The organism is Thioalkalivibrio sp. ALJ3, assembly GCF_000377205.1.
Classification (GTDB): Bacteria; Pseudomonadota; Gammaproteobacteria; order Ectothiorhodospirales; family Ectothiorhodospiraceae; genus Thioalkalivibrio.
In genome coordinates this window covers 85,176-100,814 of record NZ_KB897907.1, presented here as the reverse complement: position 1 = coordinate 100,814, position 15,639 = coordinate 85,176, and the positions used below count along the sequence as shown (strand labels likewise).

The 15,639-nt window shown below is 66.1% G+C and carries 18 protein-coding genes; 6 read left to right on the top strand and 12 right to left on the bottom strand.

Features of this window, described 5'->3' with window-relative positions; translation table 11 throughout:
• Window position 1 precedes the first annotated feature (1 nt).
• On the top strand, window positions 2–523 hold the full coding sequence (gene thpR / locus C935_RS0106985) for an RNA 2',3'-cyclic phosphodiesterase (protein ID WP_018861802.1): 522 nt from the start codon (window positions 2–4) through the stop codon (window positions 521–523).
• Here the strand turns inward: thpR and C935_RS0106980 are convergent.
• Together C935_RS0106980 and C935_RS0106975 are read right to left on the bottom strand one after the other, a co-directional pair.
• Entirely contained in the window at window positions 513–803 is a 291-nt protein-coding gene (locus C935_RS0106980; RefSeq protein ID WP_018861801.1) for a hypothetical protein, read from the bottom strand. The two genes, thpR and C935_RS0106980, sit on opposite strands and share 11 nt — an antisense overlap.
• Window positions 804–807: 4 nt before the next feature.
• Window positions 808–1,755, bottom strand: a complete 948-nt coding sequence (locus tag C935_RS0106975) for a sodium-dependent bicarbonate transport family permease (RefSeq protein WP_018861800.1) — start codon at window positions 1,753–1,755, stop codon at window positions 808–810.
• A gap of 166 nt (window positions 1,756–1,921) precedes the next feature.
• Here C935_RS0106975 and C935_RS0106970 point away from each other — a divergent pair, with 166 nt between their 5' ends.
• Both C935_RS0106970 and codB read left to right on the top strand, forming a co-directional pair.
• Entirely contained in the window at window positions 1,922–2,500 is a 579-nt protein-coding gene (locus C935_RS0106970; protein ID WP_018861799.1) for an NAD(P)H-dependent oxidoreductase, read from the top strand.
• 46 nt (window positions 2,501–2,546) lie between these two features.
• The gene (gene codB, locus C935_RS0106965) at window positions 2,547–3,809 is read left to right on the top strand and encodes a cytosine permease (RefSeq protein WP_018861798.1); all 1,263 of its coding nucleotides are present in this window, start codon (window positions 2,547–2,549) and stop codon (window positions 3,807–3,809) included.
• Window positions 3,810–3,826: 17 nt separating this feature from the next.
• On the opposite strand, the gene C935_RS13005 is transcribed toward codB, so the two are convergent.
• On the bottom strand, window positions 3,827–4,144 hold the full coding sequence (locus C935_RS13005) for a hypothetical protein (RefSeq protein WP_155984200.1): 318 nt from the start codon (window positions 4,142–4,144) through the stop codon (window positions 3,827–3,829).
• Between the two features lie 223 nt (window positions 4,145–4,367).
• On the opposite strand from C935_RS13005, the gene C935_RS0106960 reads away from it, so the two are divergent.
• Window positions 4,368–4,748 carry a DUF2237 family protein gene (locus C935_RS0106960; protein ID WP_026278704.1) on the top strand — a complete coding sequence of 127 codons (381 nt, stop codon included), beginning with the start codon at window positions 4,368–4,370 and terminating at the stop codon, window positions 4,746–4,748.
• A gap of 54 nt (window positions 4,749–4,802) precedes the next feature.
• On the opposite strand, the gene C935_RS0106955 is transcribed toward C935_RS0106960, so the two are convergent.
• Together C935_RS0106955 and recQ are read right to left on the bottom strand one after the other, a co-directional pair.
• Window positions 4,803–5,558: a DUF3581 family protein gene (locus C935_RS0106955; RefSeq protein WP_018861796.1), complete on the bottom strand. Its 756-nt coding sequence runs from the start codon at window positions 5,556–5,558 to the stop codon at window positions 4,803–4,805.
• 56 nt (window positions 5,559–5,614) lie between these two features.
• On the bottom strand, window positions 5,615–7,495 hold the full coding sequence (recQ, locus tag C935_RS0106950; RefSeq protein WP_018861795.1) for a DNA helicase RecQ: 1,881 nt from the start codon (window positions 7,493–7,495) through the stop codon (window positions 5,615–5,617).
• A 187-nt stretch (window positions 7,496–7,682) separates the two neighbouring features.
• On the opposite strand from recQ, the gene C935_RS0106945 reads away from it, so the two are divergent.
• The gene (locus C935_RS0106945; RefSeq protein ID WP_018861794.1) at window positions 7,683–8,681 is read left to right on the top strand and encodes a diguanylate cyclase; all 999 of its coding nucleotides are present in this window, start codon (window positions 7,683–7,685) and stop codon (window positions 8,679–8,681) included.
• Window positions 8,682–10,499 (top strand): ABC transporter ATP-binding protein/permease, encoded by a 1,818-nt coding sequence (locus C935_RS0106940; RefSeq protein ID WP_018861793.1) that lies wholly within the window; start codon window positions 8,682–8,684, stop codon window positions 10,497–10,499.
• Between the two features lies 1 nt (window position 10,500).
• Here C935_RS0106940 and iscX read toward each other — a convergent pair whose 3' ends face one another.
• The 7 genes from iscX to C935_RS0106905 all read right to left on the bottom strand — a co-directional run bounded on the left by iscX (window position 10,501) and on the right by C935_RS0106905 (window position 15,631).
• Complete coding sequence (iscX, locus tag C935_RS0106935; RefSeq protein WP_018138879.1) at window positions 10,501–10,704, bottom strand: Fe-S cluster assembly protein IscX; 204 nt, start codon at window positions 10,702–10,704, stop codon at window positions 10,501–10,503.
• A gap of 10 nt (window positions 10,705–10,714) precedes the next feature.
• A complete protein-coding gene (gene fdx, locus C935_RS0106930; protein ID WP_018861792.1) occupies window positions 10,715–11,053 on the bottom strand; it encodes an ISC system 2Fe-2S type ferredoxin in 339 nt (112 codons plus the stop codon).
• Window positions 11,054–11,057: 4 nt separating this feature from the next.
• A complete protein-coding gene (gene hscA, locus C935_RS0106925) occupies window positions 11,058–12,941 on the bottom strand; it encodes a Fe-S protein assembly chaperone HscA (protein ID WP_018861791.1) in 1,884 nt (627 codons plus the stop codon).
• Between the two features lie 30 nt (window positions 12,942–12,971).
• A complete protein-coding gene (gene hscB / locus C935_RS0106920) occupies window positions 12,972–13,496 on the bottom strand; it encodes a Fe-S protein assembly co-chaperone HscB (protein WP_018861790.1) in 525 nt (174 codons plus the stop codon).
• 115 nt (window positions 13,497–13,611) lie between these two features.
• Window positions 13,612–13,935: an iron-sulfur cluster assembly protein IscA gene (iscA, locus tag C935_RS0106915; RefSeq protein ID WP_018861789.1), complete on the bottom strand. Its 324-nt coding sequence runs from the start codon at window positions 13,933–13,935 to the stop codon at window positions 13,612–13,614.
• A 7-nt stretch (window positions 13,936–13,942) separates the two neighbouring features.
• Window positions 13,943–14,353, bottom strand: a complete 411-nt coding sequence (iscU, locus tag C935_RS0106910; protein ID WP_018861788.1) for a Fe-S cluster assembly scaffold IscU — start codon at window positions 14,351–14,353, stop codon at window positions 13,943–13,945.
• Window positions 14,354–14,407: 54 nt separating this feature from the next.
• Window positions 14,408–15,631, bottom strand: coding sequence for an IscS subfamily cysteine desulfurase (locus C935_RS0106905; protein WP_018861787.1), 1,224 nt, complete (start codon window positions 15,629–15,631; stop codon window positions 14,408–14,410).
• Window positions 15,632–15,639: the final 8 nt, after the last annotated feature.

Below are 15,639 nucleotides of genomic sequence, written 5' to 3'. Positions count from 1 at the left end.
CTTGAACGATGTACGCCGCGTGTTCCTCGCGCTGTGGCCCGACGACACCACGCGCGGGATGCTGGATGAAGAGGCGAAACGCCTGGGCGGCCCGGGCCGGCCCATACCCAGGGCCCATCTGCATTTGACCCTGGCCTTTGCCGGTACCATGCCCGCCACCCAGGCCGACTGCATCGCCCAGGAGATCGGCACGCTGGAACAGGAAGTCTTCCCGCTCACACTGGACCGACTGGGCCATTTCGAGCGGGCGCGCGTCAGCTGGATCGCCCCCTCCAGGGTCCCGGCTGAGCTCGACGCGCTCGCGAACCGGGCACGCGACCTGACCCGGACCTGCGGCGCCACGCCGGAGGATCACCCGTTCCGGCCGCATGTGACCCTGCGCCGCTTCGCGCTCCCGCCCGAATCCAACCAACCGCAGCATCCCATTCAATGGAATGCCGATGAGGTCGTGCTGATCGAGTCCGGACAAGGCGGCTCCCCCGGACCCTACCGGGTGATTGCGCGTACCCGGCTCAGTTCTTGAGTGTCACCGGGGCCGTGAACATCAACAGGCCGTAGTCCGCCTCGTACTGCTCCTTGAACTGTTTGGCGATGCGGTCGCACAGATCCGGGGACCCGACCACCTCCAGCTTGATGTTGCCGCCCTGGCGCCAGTTGCCTCGGCGCTTGCCATGTTTGCCCCAGCCCCGGGTGTCGGACACGGTGTAACCCGCCGCGCCCTGGCGGCGCACCTCCTCGATGAGGATGTCCTCGAGGATGGCCTCGGCGACCACCGTCAACAGCAGCATCTCCTCCGATTGCATTGCCCTAGCCTCCCAGCGAGTAAAGCCACTGGACCATCCAGAAATACAGCGGGACGCCCAGGAAGATATTGAACGGGAAGGTGACCCCCAGCGAGGCACCGATCGACAGCGCGGGGTTGGCCTTGGGTACCGCGATACGCATCGCCGCGGGCGCCGCGATGTAGGACGCACTCGCATACAGGGTGGCCAGCAGCACTGTGCCACCCATGCTCAGGCCGATTCCCCAGCCTAGCAGGATGCCGAGGATCGCCGAGACCACCGGCATCACGACCGCGAATATCACCAGAAAGAGCCCATACTGGCGTACCTCCGCGATCCGGCTGGAGGCGACCAGCCCCATCTCCAGCAGGAACAGGGCCAGCACTCCCTTGAACAAGTCGAAGAACATCGGCTCCAGCGGATCCATCAGTTCGGGGCCGGCCACGAAGCCGATCACCAGCCCGCCCGCGAGCAGGAAGATGCTCTTGCCGAAAAACACCTCGTGCATGGTCTTGCCCCACTGCACCGTTCCCTTCGTGCCCATGCGCGCGAGCAGGATCCCGATCACCAGCGCCGGCATCTCCAGCAGCACCAGGAAGACCACCATGTGGCCCTCGTAGTCGATCCCGCGGGCCGCGAGAAAGGCGACCGCCACCGAGAACGTCACCACACTGACGGAGCCGTAGTGCGCGGCGATGGAGGCCGAATCCGCGCGCGGCATATGCCCCAGCCAGCGCAGCACCGGAAAGGCCAGCAGCGGGATCAGGGAGCCCACTGCCAGCACCGCAAGGCCCGGCAGGATGAGCGGTACGAGTTCGCTCTCCGCCAGCTTCACGCCACCGTGCAGGCCGATCGCCAGCAGCAGATAGATCGACAGCGCCTCGTAGATGGCCATCGGGATCTTGAGGTCCGACTTGGCCAGCCCGGCAATTGCCCCCAGCAGAAAGAACAGAACCACCGGATCAAAAGCCATTTCAACCCATCTCCGTTACACAACCCTGGTACTGGAAACATCGTAGGCAAACGGCATGCAATGTCCACCTGGGTGTGGGTGCCAAGCATCATGGACGGTCGGGCTACCCGGATGATGGGCTACGCTCGGGGGAGCTGTTTGTTTCTGGACAGTCGGAGACTGAGTGATGGCGCGCATCCTGATCCTGCAGGGCCACCCTGACCCGACCGAAGGCCACTTCGACCATGCGCTGGCCGATGCCTACCACGAAGGAGCAGAACACGCAGGGCTTGCGGTGGACCGGTTCCCGATCGCCCAGCGCGACTTCCCACTACTGCGCAGCCAGGCCGAGTTCCTGGACACAACCGTGCCTCCCGCAATCCTCGAAGCTCAGGAACTGATCGAGGTCGCCAGCCACCTGGTGCTGATCTATCCACTGTGGATGGGCGATATGCCGGCACTGGTCAAGGGCTTTCTGGAACAGGTCTTTCGGCCATCCTTCGTGGCCGACGGCGATATGAATCAGTTGCGCCATACACGACTCAAGGGCCGCTCCGTGCGCATCGTCGTCACCATGGGCATGCCGGCGCCGGTCTACCGCTGGTTCTACCGCGCGCATAGCGTGAAAAGCCTGGAGCGCAACGTCTTTCGCTTCTGCGGCTTCGGTCCCGTGCGCCACACTCTGATCGGGCAGTCCGGGGGCAATGCCGCTAGCCGTGAACGCTGGCTGGAAAGAATGCGGGAGTTGGGAGGGCAGGCGAAGTAACGCGACCATCGGTACACTCCCTGGGACTCCCGGCCAACGGACCTGCGTGAACCACAACGACCACCCCCTGAGCGAAGTCCCGGAACACGCCCGCAAGGGCTTCTGGTCCATGACTATCGTCCTGTTCGGCTTCACGTTCTTTACCTCGACCCTCTGGGCCGGGGGCTCCCTGGGCACCGCCTTCACCTTCGGCGAACTGATGCTGGTGATTGCACTGGGCAACCTCCTGCTCGGGGCCTATGCCGCCACCCTCGCCTACATCGGCTGCCGAAGCGGGCTGCACACGGTGCTGATGGGGCGCTTCTGCTTCGGCGAGTGGGGCAGCAAGCTCTCCGACGTGATCCTCGCGTTCACCCAGATCGGCTGGTACGCCTGGGGTACCGCAACGGTTGCGATCATCCTGGTCGAGACCACCGCCCTCCCCGAACCCATAGAGGTCGGGCTGATGGTGCTGTTCGGCTTCGCCTTCTGCATCACCGCGATGATCGGCTACCGCGGCCTCGACTGGCTCTCCCGCGTCGCCGTTCCGGTGATGCTGCTGTTTATCCTGTTCACGCTGTTCATTGGCGTGGGCGAGGTGGGCGGGCCTGGCGGTCTGCTGGGGCAGGATCCGGCCACAGAGATGGGTTTCGGTGCCGCGCTGACCATCGTGATCGGCACCTTTGTCGGCGGCGCGACGCTGGCGACCAACTGGACCCGCTTCGCCCGCACACCCCGCATTGCGGTGATCGCCACCCTGGCGGCCTTCGTTCTGGGGAATGGACTAATGGTACTGACCGGCGCGCTGGGCGCGCTGATCTATCACGAGGCCGACATTGTCCACGTGATGCTGGCGCAGGGGTTCGTGAGCTTCACGCTGCTGATGCTGCTCCTGAATATCTGGAGCACCCAGGACAACACCATCTACAACTTCGGCGTGGCCGGCTGCAATCTGCTGCGCACCCAGCGCCGGCGGCTGGTCACGGTCCTCGGCGCCGCCATCGGCACGGCGCTGGCGGTGGCCGGGATGTATGACTACCTGGTGCCGTTCCTGATCCTGCTGGGGACCTTCATCCCGCCGCTGGGCGGCGTAATCATGGCCGATTACTGGCTACGCCATCGCGGCCAATATCCACAACTGGCCGACATCCGGCTCCCGAGCTTCCACTGGCCGGGACTGCTGGCCTACGCCGTCGGCTCGGCGGCCGCGTACTACTCGCCCGTCGTGCCGCCGCTGATCGGCGTGGTGGCTGCCACTGCGGCCTATGCGCTCCTGATGAACCCGGCCCTGCCCGCCGCGCTGCGCGCGCCGCGGGCAGGAAGCCGATAGCCCGTTCGGAAGACCGATCAGAGATCGGGCGTGGGCGGTGTCGGCGGCTCCGGCAGATCGGACGGATCCGGCAACGGACCATCCCCCGGCTCGGGCGGGCTCGGCGGGCCGGACGTCCGCGGCGGCTCCGGCAGGTCCGGGCTGCTGCCACCGCGCTGCTGCCCCGGAGGCGTCCCGCCATGGCCCGGCGGCGGATTGCCCGCGGCCGGCGTATCGCCACTGGCCCCGGGCGAACCACCCGGCGGTCCACCCGGACCCGGTTGCGCCTGAGCGGTACCCACTGAAAACAACGTACCAAGCGCCACGGCCAGTACCCAGCGTTTCGTCGACATCATGTCACCTACTCCTTGTGTGGGTTCCTGCCCGTGAGTCCAGTTGAAAGACCCGGTTGTTCCGATGCAGCCCGAAAACTGCCAATGCCTTCACAGTGTGCCGCCACTCCACGAGGCCTGGTGGCATGGATCCAGGATGAACTCTCATCACCTGTGCAGGAACCGATCGGTACGCTGGCGAGTTCGTTATCCTGCCAGGGATTTCATTCACCAGGAGATGCTGACGATGCAGCGTTTCGAATCCCGCAATGTCTTTGGTCGCCCGCTGGAACCCTGCGGCACCGATCCCGTCACCGGTTTCTATCGCGATGGTGACTGCGCCACCGGCCACGACGACCAGGGCATTCATACCGTATGTGCCGAACTAACCGAGGAATTTCTGGAGTTCTCGCGCACCAAAGGAAACGACCTCAGCACACCCAACCCGGCGTTCGGATTCCCGGGTCTGAAGGCCGGGGACCGCTGGTGCCTTTGTGCCGGGCGCTGGCTGGAGGCCTACAAGGCCGGCTGTGCGCCGGGGGTGTTCCTGCGTGCGACACACGAAGAGACGCTGGCGATCATCTCGCGCGATATCCTGGCTGAGCACGCACGCGACACCGCCGACTAGTTTTTTCAACAGGCTGCCCTCGGGGCAAGTCCGAAGGATGCGGAGTTTGCGGACCTAGCCGACCACCCGCCGTGCGCGGGCCTCGCCAGTGTAGGCGGCCTTCCAGCTCTCGTAGTCGGCCACCAGCTGTTCGACATCCGCGGCGTCGTACGGGCGCAGGCCGCTCAGCACCAGATGCTTGCTGCCTTCGGCCACGACGGCCTGGTCGATCACCAGCTCGTAGTCGAGGCGGATCTCGCCGCGCTTGCCGTTCACGGTCATCACCGCATCCTTGAGTCGCGGCTCCGGGACGCCGGCCGATGCGGCCAGCGGCTCCGGCAGGCTGAAGCCCATGCGCTCGTACATCACCAGCGGGCGCTTGGGGTTCACCATCACCCCGTGCTCCTCCATCAGCGGCACAAGCACATGCGGGAAATTCTGCCCCGAGAAGCTGACGTAGCTGCGGATCAGCGACTCGATCACATCCGGATCATCGATCACACGCCCGGAGCGCTCGACCTCGATCACGCTCTTGCCGCCGTCCGCCGTAATGGCGAAGGCATCGCCGGGGTTGTCCGGGAAGATCAGCGGCACATGCCCGCCCACCATGCTGGTGAAGCGAAAATGCATGTTCGCGCTCGCGCCGAAGGTATCCAGCACCAGGGCAAACAGCAGATCGCCGGGCACGCAGAAACGCCGGTTGTCGGCGTCATGGATCGGGTTGAAGTCACCCGCCAGCGTCTTGGCGAACTCGCTGCCCTGCTCGGGCGTGACCACCACCTGGCCATCCCGGAGTTCGTAGAAATTTTTCAGAAAAGGGGTGTGGCTCACGCGGTCTCCCCGGCTGTTGTCGTCTTGTTATTGGGCCTGTCCCGGCGTTTGCACCACTATAGCCCGAAATGCCCCTCGATGGCCCGGATGAACGCATCGCCGTAGCGCTCGAGCTTGTGTTGCCCCACCCCGGTAATCCCCGCCATCTCCTCGGGCGTACGCGGCGCGCTGGCCACCATCTCCAGCAGCGTGGCATCGGAGAAGATTACATACGGCGGCACCCCCTGCTCGCGCGCCAGGTCCGTGCGCAGCGCCCGCAGGCGTTCCCACAGACCCCGGTCTTCCGCATCCATCGCGGACACGCTGCGCGCGGTGTCGCGGCGCGCGGGCCGAGCCTGGCGCGCCGGGCGGGCCTGCTCCTCGCGCAGATGGATGGATTCCTCCCCGCGCAGCACGCCCCGGCAGGAGGGATCCAGGCGCAAGCCGCCGTGGCCCTCGTCGTCGAGGCGGAGCAGCCCACGGGCCAGCAACTGGCGGACCACCCCGCGCCACTGCATCTTGTCCAGCTCGGTGCCAATCCCGTAGGTACTCAGTCGGTCGTGCCCGAGCCGCTGCAGGCGCTCGCTCGAAGAACCCCGCAGCACGTCGATCACATGCCCGGCCCCGAAGCGCTCGCCGGTGCGGTAGATACAGGACAGAAGCTTCTGCACCGGCACACTGGCATCCCAGGTCGCGGGCGGATCCGTGCAGTTGTCGCAGGTCCCGCAGGGTTCCGGCATGTGTTCGTCGAAGTACGCCAGCAGGGCCTGACGGCGACAGCTGGTGATCTCGCAGAACCCCAGCATCGCATCCAGTTTCTGCTGCTCGATGCGCTGGCGCTCCGGGCCAGCCTGCGAGCCCTCCAGCATCTGACGCAGGGTCACCACGTCCTGCAGGCCGTAGACCATCCAGGCGTTGGCCGGGAGCCCGTCGCGCCCCGCGCGCCCGGTCTCCTGGTAGTAACCCTCCAGGCTCTTGGGCAGGTTCATGTGCGCGACAAACCGCACGTTGGGCTTGTCGATCCCCATGCCGAACGCGATCGTGGCCACCATGATCACGCCCTCCTCGCGCAGGAAGCGGGTCTGGTTTTCCGTGCGCGTGCGCGCGGAGAGGCCCGCGTGGTAGGGCAGCGCGGGAACCCCCTGCTCCGCCAGCCACTCGGCCAGGGCGTCGACCTTCTTGCGCGACAGGCAATAGACGATGCCCGCCTCGCCCGCATGCTCCTCGCGGATAAAGCGCAGCAGGCGGTCACGCGGGGCACCCCCACGCCCGCCATCGGACTGGGCGACGCGATAGCGGATATTGGGACGGTCGAAGGAGCTGATGAACGCGCGGGCCTGTTCCAGCCGCAGCCGCTCGCGGATCTCCTGGCGGGTCGGCCCGTCGGCCGTGGCGGTCAGCGCCATGCGCGGGACATCCGGGAAGTGCTCGGCCAGCACCGCGAGCTGGCCGTATTCCGGGCGGAAGTCGTGGCCCCACTGGGAAACGCAGTGCGCCTCGTCGATCGCGAACAGGGCCAGCTCGATCCCCTGCAGACGCTCCAGCATGCCCGAAGCAAACAGCCGTTCCGGGGACAGGTACAGGAGATCCAGTTCGCCCGCATGGAGTGCGGCCAGCACACCACGCGCGGTCTCGGCGTCCTGGCCGGAATCCAGGCTGGCCGCGGCCAGCCCGTTCTGGCGCAAGGCCGCCACCTGATCCTGCATCAGCGCAATCAGCGGCGAGATCACCACCGCACAGCCCGGGCGGGCCAGTGCCGGTACCTGGTAGCACAGCGACTTGCCGCCGCCAGTGGGCATCAGCACCACGGCATCGCCACCGGCGATCACATGCTCGATGACCGCCTGTTGCTGGCCACGAAAATCGGAATAGCCAAAGGTCTCGCGCAGGATGTCCAGCGGCGCAATGGCCGGGGCGCTTCCCTGCGCATGCCCGGCAGCGAGACGTGTGGGTTCCAAGAGAAGCTCCAAGGGTTGGCAAACATCGAAGCCTGCCGAATGCCCGGCAAGGCTGCAAGCCTCGAAACAGTCTGCCGCGCCCAGACAGTCCCCGGTATCACGGCTGGTGCCGGTCAGGCCCCACCGTGTACATTGGTTACCACCCCGCCCGACCCGCATCCACCACCAGACGTGATGGCCCGAAAGCATGCCTAATTCGGTTGAAGAGGAAGTCCGCAGCGCGGTCCGCGAGTACCTGGATACCTGGTTGCGGCACCGGGACTTCGATCAGCTGCTCGCACTTCACACCGACACGCTTTGCGGCTTCGGTACCGGCATGGGCGAGGCGGCGTTCTCGCCCGACGAGGCCGCTTCGATTATTCGGCGCGATATCGAGCAGGCGCCGGAGTCCTTCGACTACACGATCGAGCGCGAACACGTGACCTTTCCGCATCCGGAGGTTGCGATCGCGATGATCACCTTCGGCATGCACACCCGGATCCACGGGCAACAGGTCAAACTCAACGAATTAAGGGGCACCCTGGTTTTTCGGCGCACCGACGACGGCTGGCGCCTGGCACACCTGCATGGCTCGTTTCCCGCCACCGTCCACGGGACCGACGAGCCCTACCCGATCAAGGAGCTGGAGGACCGCGCCCAGGTCCTGGATCGCATGGTCAGCGAACGCACGCGGGATCTCGAGGCCGCTCAGGAGCACTTGGAGCGCCTGGCCACCACCGACCCCCTGACGGGGCTGCACAACCGCCTCAAGGGCAACCATGCCCTTGAGGAAGCAATCCTCCAGGCCCGCCGGGAGGCGAGCCCGCTGACCGCGATCCTGATGGATCTGGATCACTTCAAGACGATCAACGACCAGCAGGGGCACGCTCGGGGCGACCATGTCCTGCGCGAGACCGGGCGACTCCTGCGCAGCCGCATCCGCAGCTCCGATACCGCCGCACGCTGGGGTGGCGAGGAGTTCCTGATCCTCTGCCCGAACACCACCGCCGAACAGGCCGCGAATCTCGCCGAGGCCCTGCGCCAGGCAATCGAGGCACATGACTTCGGGACCGACCCACCGCTGACCGCGAGCTTCGGTGTTAGCGGCCACCAGCCGGGGGAGTCGGCCGAGAACCTGATCGCGCGCGCGGACGAGGCGCTGTACGCGGCCAAGCGCGCCAACCGCAACCGCGTCGAAACCGCCTGAATGCGCGGCCACACGACGCATCCAGATGCCCCGCCTCCCGGGGCGGTGAACTGGCGCATCCTCAAGAGCCTGCTCCCCTATCTGGCGGAGTTTCGCGGGCGGCTGATCCTGGCGCTCGTGCTGATGGGCCTGGCCAAACTGGCCACGGTCGCGATCCCGCTGGCGCTTAAATACATCGTCGAGCACTTCGAGGACGCCGGCACCGAGGCGCTGGTCGCCGTACCGGTGGCCCTGGTGATCGGCTACGGTCTGTTGCGCTTTGGCAGCACGCTGTTCGGCGAGCTGCGCGACGCGGTCTTCGTGCGCGTCGCGGAACGCGCGATGCGCCGTGCCTCGCTGCGCGTGTTCCAGCACCTGCACCGACTGGAGCTGGGTTTTCACCTCGCACGCGAGACGGGTGGTCTGGCGCGCGACATCGAGCGCGGCACCAGCGGCATGAGCTTCCTGCTGCGTTTTACCGTATTCAACATCCTGCCGACCCTGATCGAGATCGCGCTGGTCGCGGTGATCCTGCTGATCGCCGTGGGGCCGGTGTTCATGGTTACGGTGCTGGTGGCGGTCGCGGTCTACATCGCGTTCTCGATCTGGATCACCGAGTGGCGCACGCGCTTCGTGCGCGAGGCCAACCTGCGCGACAACGAGTCCAACACCCGCGCGATCGACAGCCTGCTGAACTACGAGACGGTCAAGTACTTCGGCAACGAGGCCTTCGAGGCCGAGCGCTACGACCGCGGGCTGGCGGCCTGGGAACAGGCGCGCACCAAGAACGTCCTGTCGCTGGTGCTGCTGAACTCCGGCCAGGCCCTGATCATCGCCGCCGCGATCACCGTGATCATGCTGCTGGCCACGCGCCAGGTGGCGGCCGGCGAGATGTCGCTGGGCGATCTGGTGATGGTCAACGCCTACATGATCCAGCTGTTCATGCCGCTGAACTTCCTCGGCTTCGTCTATCGCGAGATTCGCCAGTCGCTGGCCAACATCGAGCGACTGTTCGGCCTGCTGGAAAAACCGGTTCAGGTGGAGGACCGCCCGGATGCCCCCGATCTCGACGTCCGGGCGGGCACAGTACGCTTCGAGCATGTGGATTTCGGCTACCACCCAAACCGGCGCATCCTCGAGGACGTCTCGCTGGAGATCCCGGCCGGGCACAAGCTGGCCGTAGTGGGCCCCAGCGGGGCCGGCAAATCCACCCTGGCGCGCCTGCTGTTCCGCTTCTACGACGTCGACGGCGGGCGCATCACCATCGACGGCCAGGACATACGCGAGGTGACGCAAGCCAGTCTGCGCCGCGCCATCGGCGTGGTGCCGCAGGACACCGTGCTGTTCAACGACACCATTCGCTACAACGTCGCCTACGGCCAGCCGAGTGCGGACGAGGAAGCGATTCGCCGCGCGGTGCGCCTCGCGCACCTGGACGACTTCATCGTCCAGTTGCCGGACGGGCTGGATACGATCGTCGGGGAACGGGGACTGAAGGTCTCGGGCGGGGAAAAACAGCGGATCGCGATCGCCCGCATGCTGCTGAAGGATCCACCGATCCTGGTCTTCGACGAGGCGACCTCGTCGCTGGATTCGGGTTCGGAGAAGGCGATCCTGCGCGCGCTGAACGAGGTCTCGGCGCGGCGTACCACGCTGGTAATCGCGCATCGGCTGTCGACGGTGATCGATGCCGAACAGATCGTGGTCATGGAACACGGCCACGTGGTCGAACGCGGCACGCACCGCGAGTTGCTGGCCCTGAACGGTGCCTACGCGCGGCTATGGCGCCACCAGCAGGAAGAGGCCGAGCAGACTCATCCGGCGACGACGGGCGAGTAGCTCAGTCGTCGACGTCGGCCTCTTCCATCCAGGCGGCCTGGATCGCCTCGAGGATGCGCTCGCCGGAGCGGTTCGGATCGTCGTCGAACTCCGGCAGTTCCATGACCCACTGGCGCAGGTCCATGAAGTTGATATTGCGCGGGTCCACGTCGGGGTGCTCGTCCGCCAGCTGAATCGCGATTTCCTGGGTATCGGTCCACTTCATTGCCGTGCCCTCAGTGGTTCTCGGAGACCTGGTTGATGGTGTACTTCGGCAGCTCGACCACTAGATCGGTGTCGGCCACGACCGCCTGACAGGAAAGCCGGGAATCCGGCTCCAGGCCCCAGGCCTTGTCCAGCATGTCTTCCTCGTCCTCGGTCGGCTCCTCAAGGCTGTCGAAGCCCTCGCGCACATAGACGTGGCAGGTCGTGCACGCGCAGGACTTCTCGCAGGCATGCTCGATCTCGATCCCGTTTTTCAGGGCGAGATCGCAGATGCTGATGCCCGGATCGGCCTCAATGGAGGCCCCCTCCGGGCAGAATTCCTCGTGGGGCAGAAAGATTACCTGGGGCATGTTGTCAGTTCCCTGCGTCGTATTCGCTAACGTTGTGTCCGGCGAGCGCGCGCCGGATGCTGTCGTTCATGCGCCGCGCGACGAAGGCCTCGGAGGCCTGTTCCACGCGCTTGCGCGCCGCCTCGATGGCGTCGGGATCGGCACCCTGCTCGCGTTCGGCACGCAGCGCGTCGCGCGCCTGCTCAATGGTCTGGCGCTCCTCAGCCTCGAGGTAGCGATCGCCGTCCGTCTCCAGCGCGGCATCCAGCGCCTCGAGCACGCGGTCGGCCTCGACCTGCTCCTCGCGCAGACGCCGCGCCTCCATGTCCTCGCGCGCGGAGGAGGCGGAATCGCGCAGCATCTGCTCGATCTCGCTGTCGGTCAGGCCGTAGCTCGGCTTGACCTCGATATGCGCCTCCACGCCCTGGGTCTGCTCGCGCGCGGTCACGTTCAGCAGGCCGTCGGCATCGACCTGGAAGGTCACGCGGATACGCGCGGCCCCGGCCACCATCGGCGGTATACCGGACAGGGTGAAACGTGCCAGCGAACGGTTGGCATCGACCACATCACGCTCGCCCTGCACCACGTGCAGCGACATCGCGGTCTGGCCGTCCTTGAAAGTGGTGAAGTCCTGTGCGCGGGTCGCCGGGATCGTGGTGTTGCGGGGGATGATGAATTCGACCAGTCCCCCCATCGTCTCCAGGCCCAGCGACAGCGGGATCACGTCCAGCAGCAGGAGCTCGGTATCGGGCTTGTTGCCGGCCAGGATATCCGCCTGCTGGGCGGCCCCGATGGCCACCACGCGATCGGGATCGATTCCGGCGTGCGGCGCGCGACCAAAGAATTTCTCCACCGCCTCACGGACCGCCGGCATGCGTGTGGAACCACCGACCAGTACGACCTCGTCGATCGCATCCGGCGCCAGGTCCGCATCCTCCAGCACCTGTCGACAGGACGCCATCGTGCGATCCAGTAGCGGCCGGGCCAGTTCCATCAGCGTCGCGCGGTCAACCTCCGCCGTGTGGATCGAGCCATCGGCGCGCACGACCTCGACGCGGGTGCTGTCGGCGTCGGTCAGGGCCTCCTTGGCCTCGCGCGCGGCCAACAGCACGCGGCGCAGGCGCTGCGGATCGCTCTCGCCGGCCATTCCGGCCTGGTTCAGTAGCCAGTCGGCGATCGCGCGGTCCACGTCGTCGCCGCCCAGGGCGGAATCGCCCCCGGTGGCCAGCACCTCGAACACGCCCCGACGCAGCTGCAGAATGGAGATATCGAAGGTCCCGCCACCCAGGTCATAGACCGCAATGGTGCTCTCTTCGCCCTGGTCCAGGCCGTAGGCCACCGCGGCGGCGGTCGGCTCGCTGATCAGGCGCAGAACATTCAGGCCCGCCAGTTGCGCCGCATCACGCGTCGCCTGGCGCTGGGGATCGTCGAAGTACGCGGGCACGGTGATGACCACGCCTTCCAGCTCGTCACCGAGCGTGGCTTCGGCGCGTTCGCGCAGGGTATGGAGGATGTCGGCCGAGACCTCCACCGCCGTCTTGTCCCCGGCCGCCGTCTCGATCCGCGGAACGCTGGAGTCCCCGGTCTTCAGCCGAAACGGCAGCTCACCGGATAGCGTGGCTACATCCGCCGCGCCCCGGCCGATCAGGCGCTTGACCGAGGCAATGGTGTTGTGCGGATCATCCGCCGCGTGCTCTGCCGCCGCGTGCCCGACGCTCACCGCGTCCGGCGCGTAGTGCACGACCGAAGGCAGGATATGCCGGCCCTGCTCGTCCGGCAGGGTTTCGGCCACGCCACTGCGCACGGTGGCAACCAGCGAATGTGTGGTGCCGAGGTCGATCCCGGCCGCCAGGTGCCGCCGGTGCGGGGCGGAGTCGGCTCCGGGTTCGGTGATCTGCAGTAACGCCATCGAAATTCGGCTCCTTCACACGGCGGCGGCTCAGCCGCGCGCCAGGTTCTGTCGGGTTCGTTTCAGCTCGGCCAGCAGGCGATCGAAAAAGCGCAGCTCGAACACGCGGTCCTTGGCCTGTGCCCCAGGCGATGCCGGATCGGCCAGGGCCTCGGCGACCTTCGAACGCGCTTCGTCGCGGGCCTTCTCGAGCTCCATCCCCACCGCGTCCAGTTCCTCGCGGTCGCCGGCGGCTTCGGCCTCTTCCAGCCGTTCACGCCACTCGATCTGGGCCTCGATGAACTCGATGTTCTGGCTGGTATCGCGTTCGGCATCGAACTTGATACCAGCGCGTTCCAATAACGCCACCGCACGACGGTAGTCATCGTCGAGGATCGCGTAGGCCTCGTTGACATCGGCCGCCATGGCCGCGGCCATGCGCCGCGCCTGGTCGCCCTGGAGGACGAAGCGGTCGGGGTGCAACTCGGCCTGCAGGCGCTTGAAGCGCTCGGCCAGCTGCTGGCGGTCGATCTCGAAGGCGACCGGCAAGTCGAACTGCTCGAAGGGGTCGGTCATGACGTCCTGTTGTCCTCGCAACGAACTGGCTTCAGGCGCGGACACCCAACGCAAAACGGGGTGGGACAGTGGTTGCCAGGCAACCACCATGCACCACCCCGGATGCGTGCATCAGTCAGATGCTGAAGCTTTCACCGCAGCCGCACCGGGCCTTCTCGTTCGGGTTGTTGAACCTGAAACCCTCGTTCAGGCCTTCCTTGCCAAAGTCCAGCTCGGTGCCGTCCAGATAGACCAGCGATTTCGGGTTGACCACGAGCTTCACGCCACGATCCTCGAACACCGTGTCGGTGTCTTCGACATCGTCGGCAAACTCCACTACGTAGGCCATGCCCGAGCAGCCGGTCGTCCTGACCCCGAGGCGCACGCCTACGCCCTTGCCACGCTGGGCAAGAAAGCTCTGGATGCGCTCGGCCGCCGGTTCGGTGAGTGTAATCGCCATAGGCACCTCAGGCGGTCTTCTGCTCGGCCTGCTCGCCCTGATCGTGCCGCTCCTGATAGTTGGAGATGGCCGCCTTGATGGCGTCCTCGGCCAGCACGGAGCAGTGGATCTTAACCGGCGGCAGGGCCAGCTCTTCGGCGATCTGGGTGTTCTTGATCTGGCTCGCCTCTTCCAGGGTCTTGCCACGCACCCACTCGGTGAGCAGCGAGCTGGAGGCGATGGCCGAGCCACAGCCGTAGGTCTTGAACTTGGCGTCTTCGATCACGCCGTTGTCGTTGACCTTGATCTGCAGCTTCATTACGTCGCCACAGGCCGGGGCACCGACCATACCGGTGCCGACCGTGTCGTCGTTCTTGTCGAAACTGCCGACGTTGCGCGGATTTTCGTAGTGGTCCAGAACCTTGTCACTGTAAGCCATGACCGTTCTCCTGTTGCGTGTTACGCGTTGCGTTCGTGGTGCCGAGTCGGTGGCCTAGTGGGCCGCCCACTCGACGGTGCTCAGATCGATGCCATCCTGGTACATCTCCCACAGCGGGGAGAGCTCGCGCAGCTTGGCGACTGCGGCGCGCACGATCTCGACCGTATGGTCGACCTCCTCCACCGTCGTGTAGCGACCGATAGAGAAGCGGATCGAGCTGTGTGCCAGCTCGTCGTCGCGGCCCAGTGCGCGCAGCACGTAGGACGGCTCCAGGCTCGCCGAGGTACAGGCCGAGCCGGAGGACACGGCGATGTCGCGCAGCGCCATGATCAGGCTCTCGCCCTCGACGAAGTTGAAAGAGACATTCAGATTGTGCGCGACCCGGTGCTCGGCATCGCCGTTCAGGTAGACCTCTTCCATGCCGTCGAGGCCCGCCCACAGGCGGTCGCGCAGCATGCGGATGCGCTCAAGTTCGGCGCCCATCTCATCGCCGGCGACGCGGAAGGCCTCGCCCATGCCGACGATCTGGTGGGTCGCCAGCGTGCCGGAGCGCATGCCGCGCTCATGGCCACCGCCGTGCAACTGCGCCTCGATGCGCACCCGCGGCTTGCGGCGCACGTACAGCGCACCGATGCCCTTCGGCCCGTAGACCTTGTGCCCGGAGAAGCTCATCAGGTCGACCGGGAGTTTGGACAGGTCAATCGCGACCTTGCCGGCGGACTGGGCCGCGTCCACGTGGAACACGATCCCATGCTCGCGGCACAAGTTGCCGATCGCCTCGATGTCCTGGATCACGCCGATCTCGTTGTTCACATGCATCACGGAGACGACGATCGTGTCGTCACGGATCGCGTCCTTGAGCTCCTGCAGGTCCACCAGGCCGTTGTCCTTCACGCCCAGATAGGTGACCTCGAAGCCCTCGCGCTCCAGCTGGCGCGCGGTATCCAGCACGGCCTTGTGCTCGGTCTTGACCGTGATGATGTGCTTGCCCTTGCGCTGGTAGAAGTGCGCGGCACCCTTGATCGCCAGGTTGTCGGACTCGGTGGCACCGGAGGTCCAGATGATCTCCTTCGGGTCAGCGCCAACCAGCGCTGCAACCTGCTCGCGGGCAGTTTCCACGGCCTTTTCCGCATTCCAGCCAAAGCTGTGGCTGCGCGAAGCCGGGTTGCCGAACAGGCCGTCCTTGGTCAGGCAGCCCGTCATCTTCTCGGCCACACGCTCGTCGACCGGCGTGGTCGCGGAGTAGTCCAGATAGATGGGCAGTTTCAGGTCACTCATTACTCGTT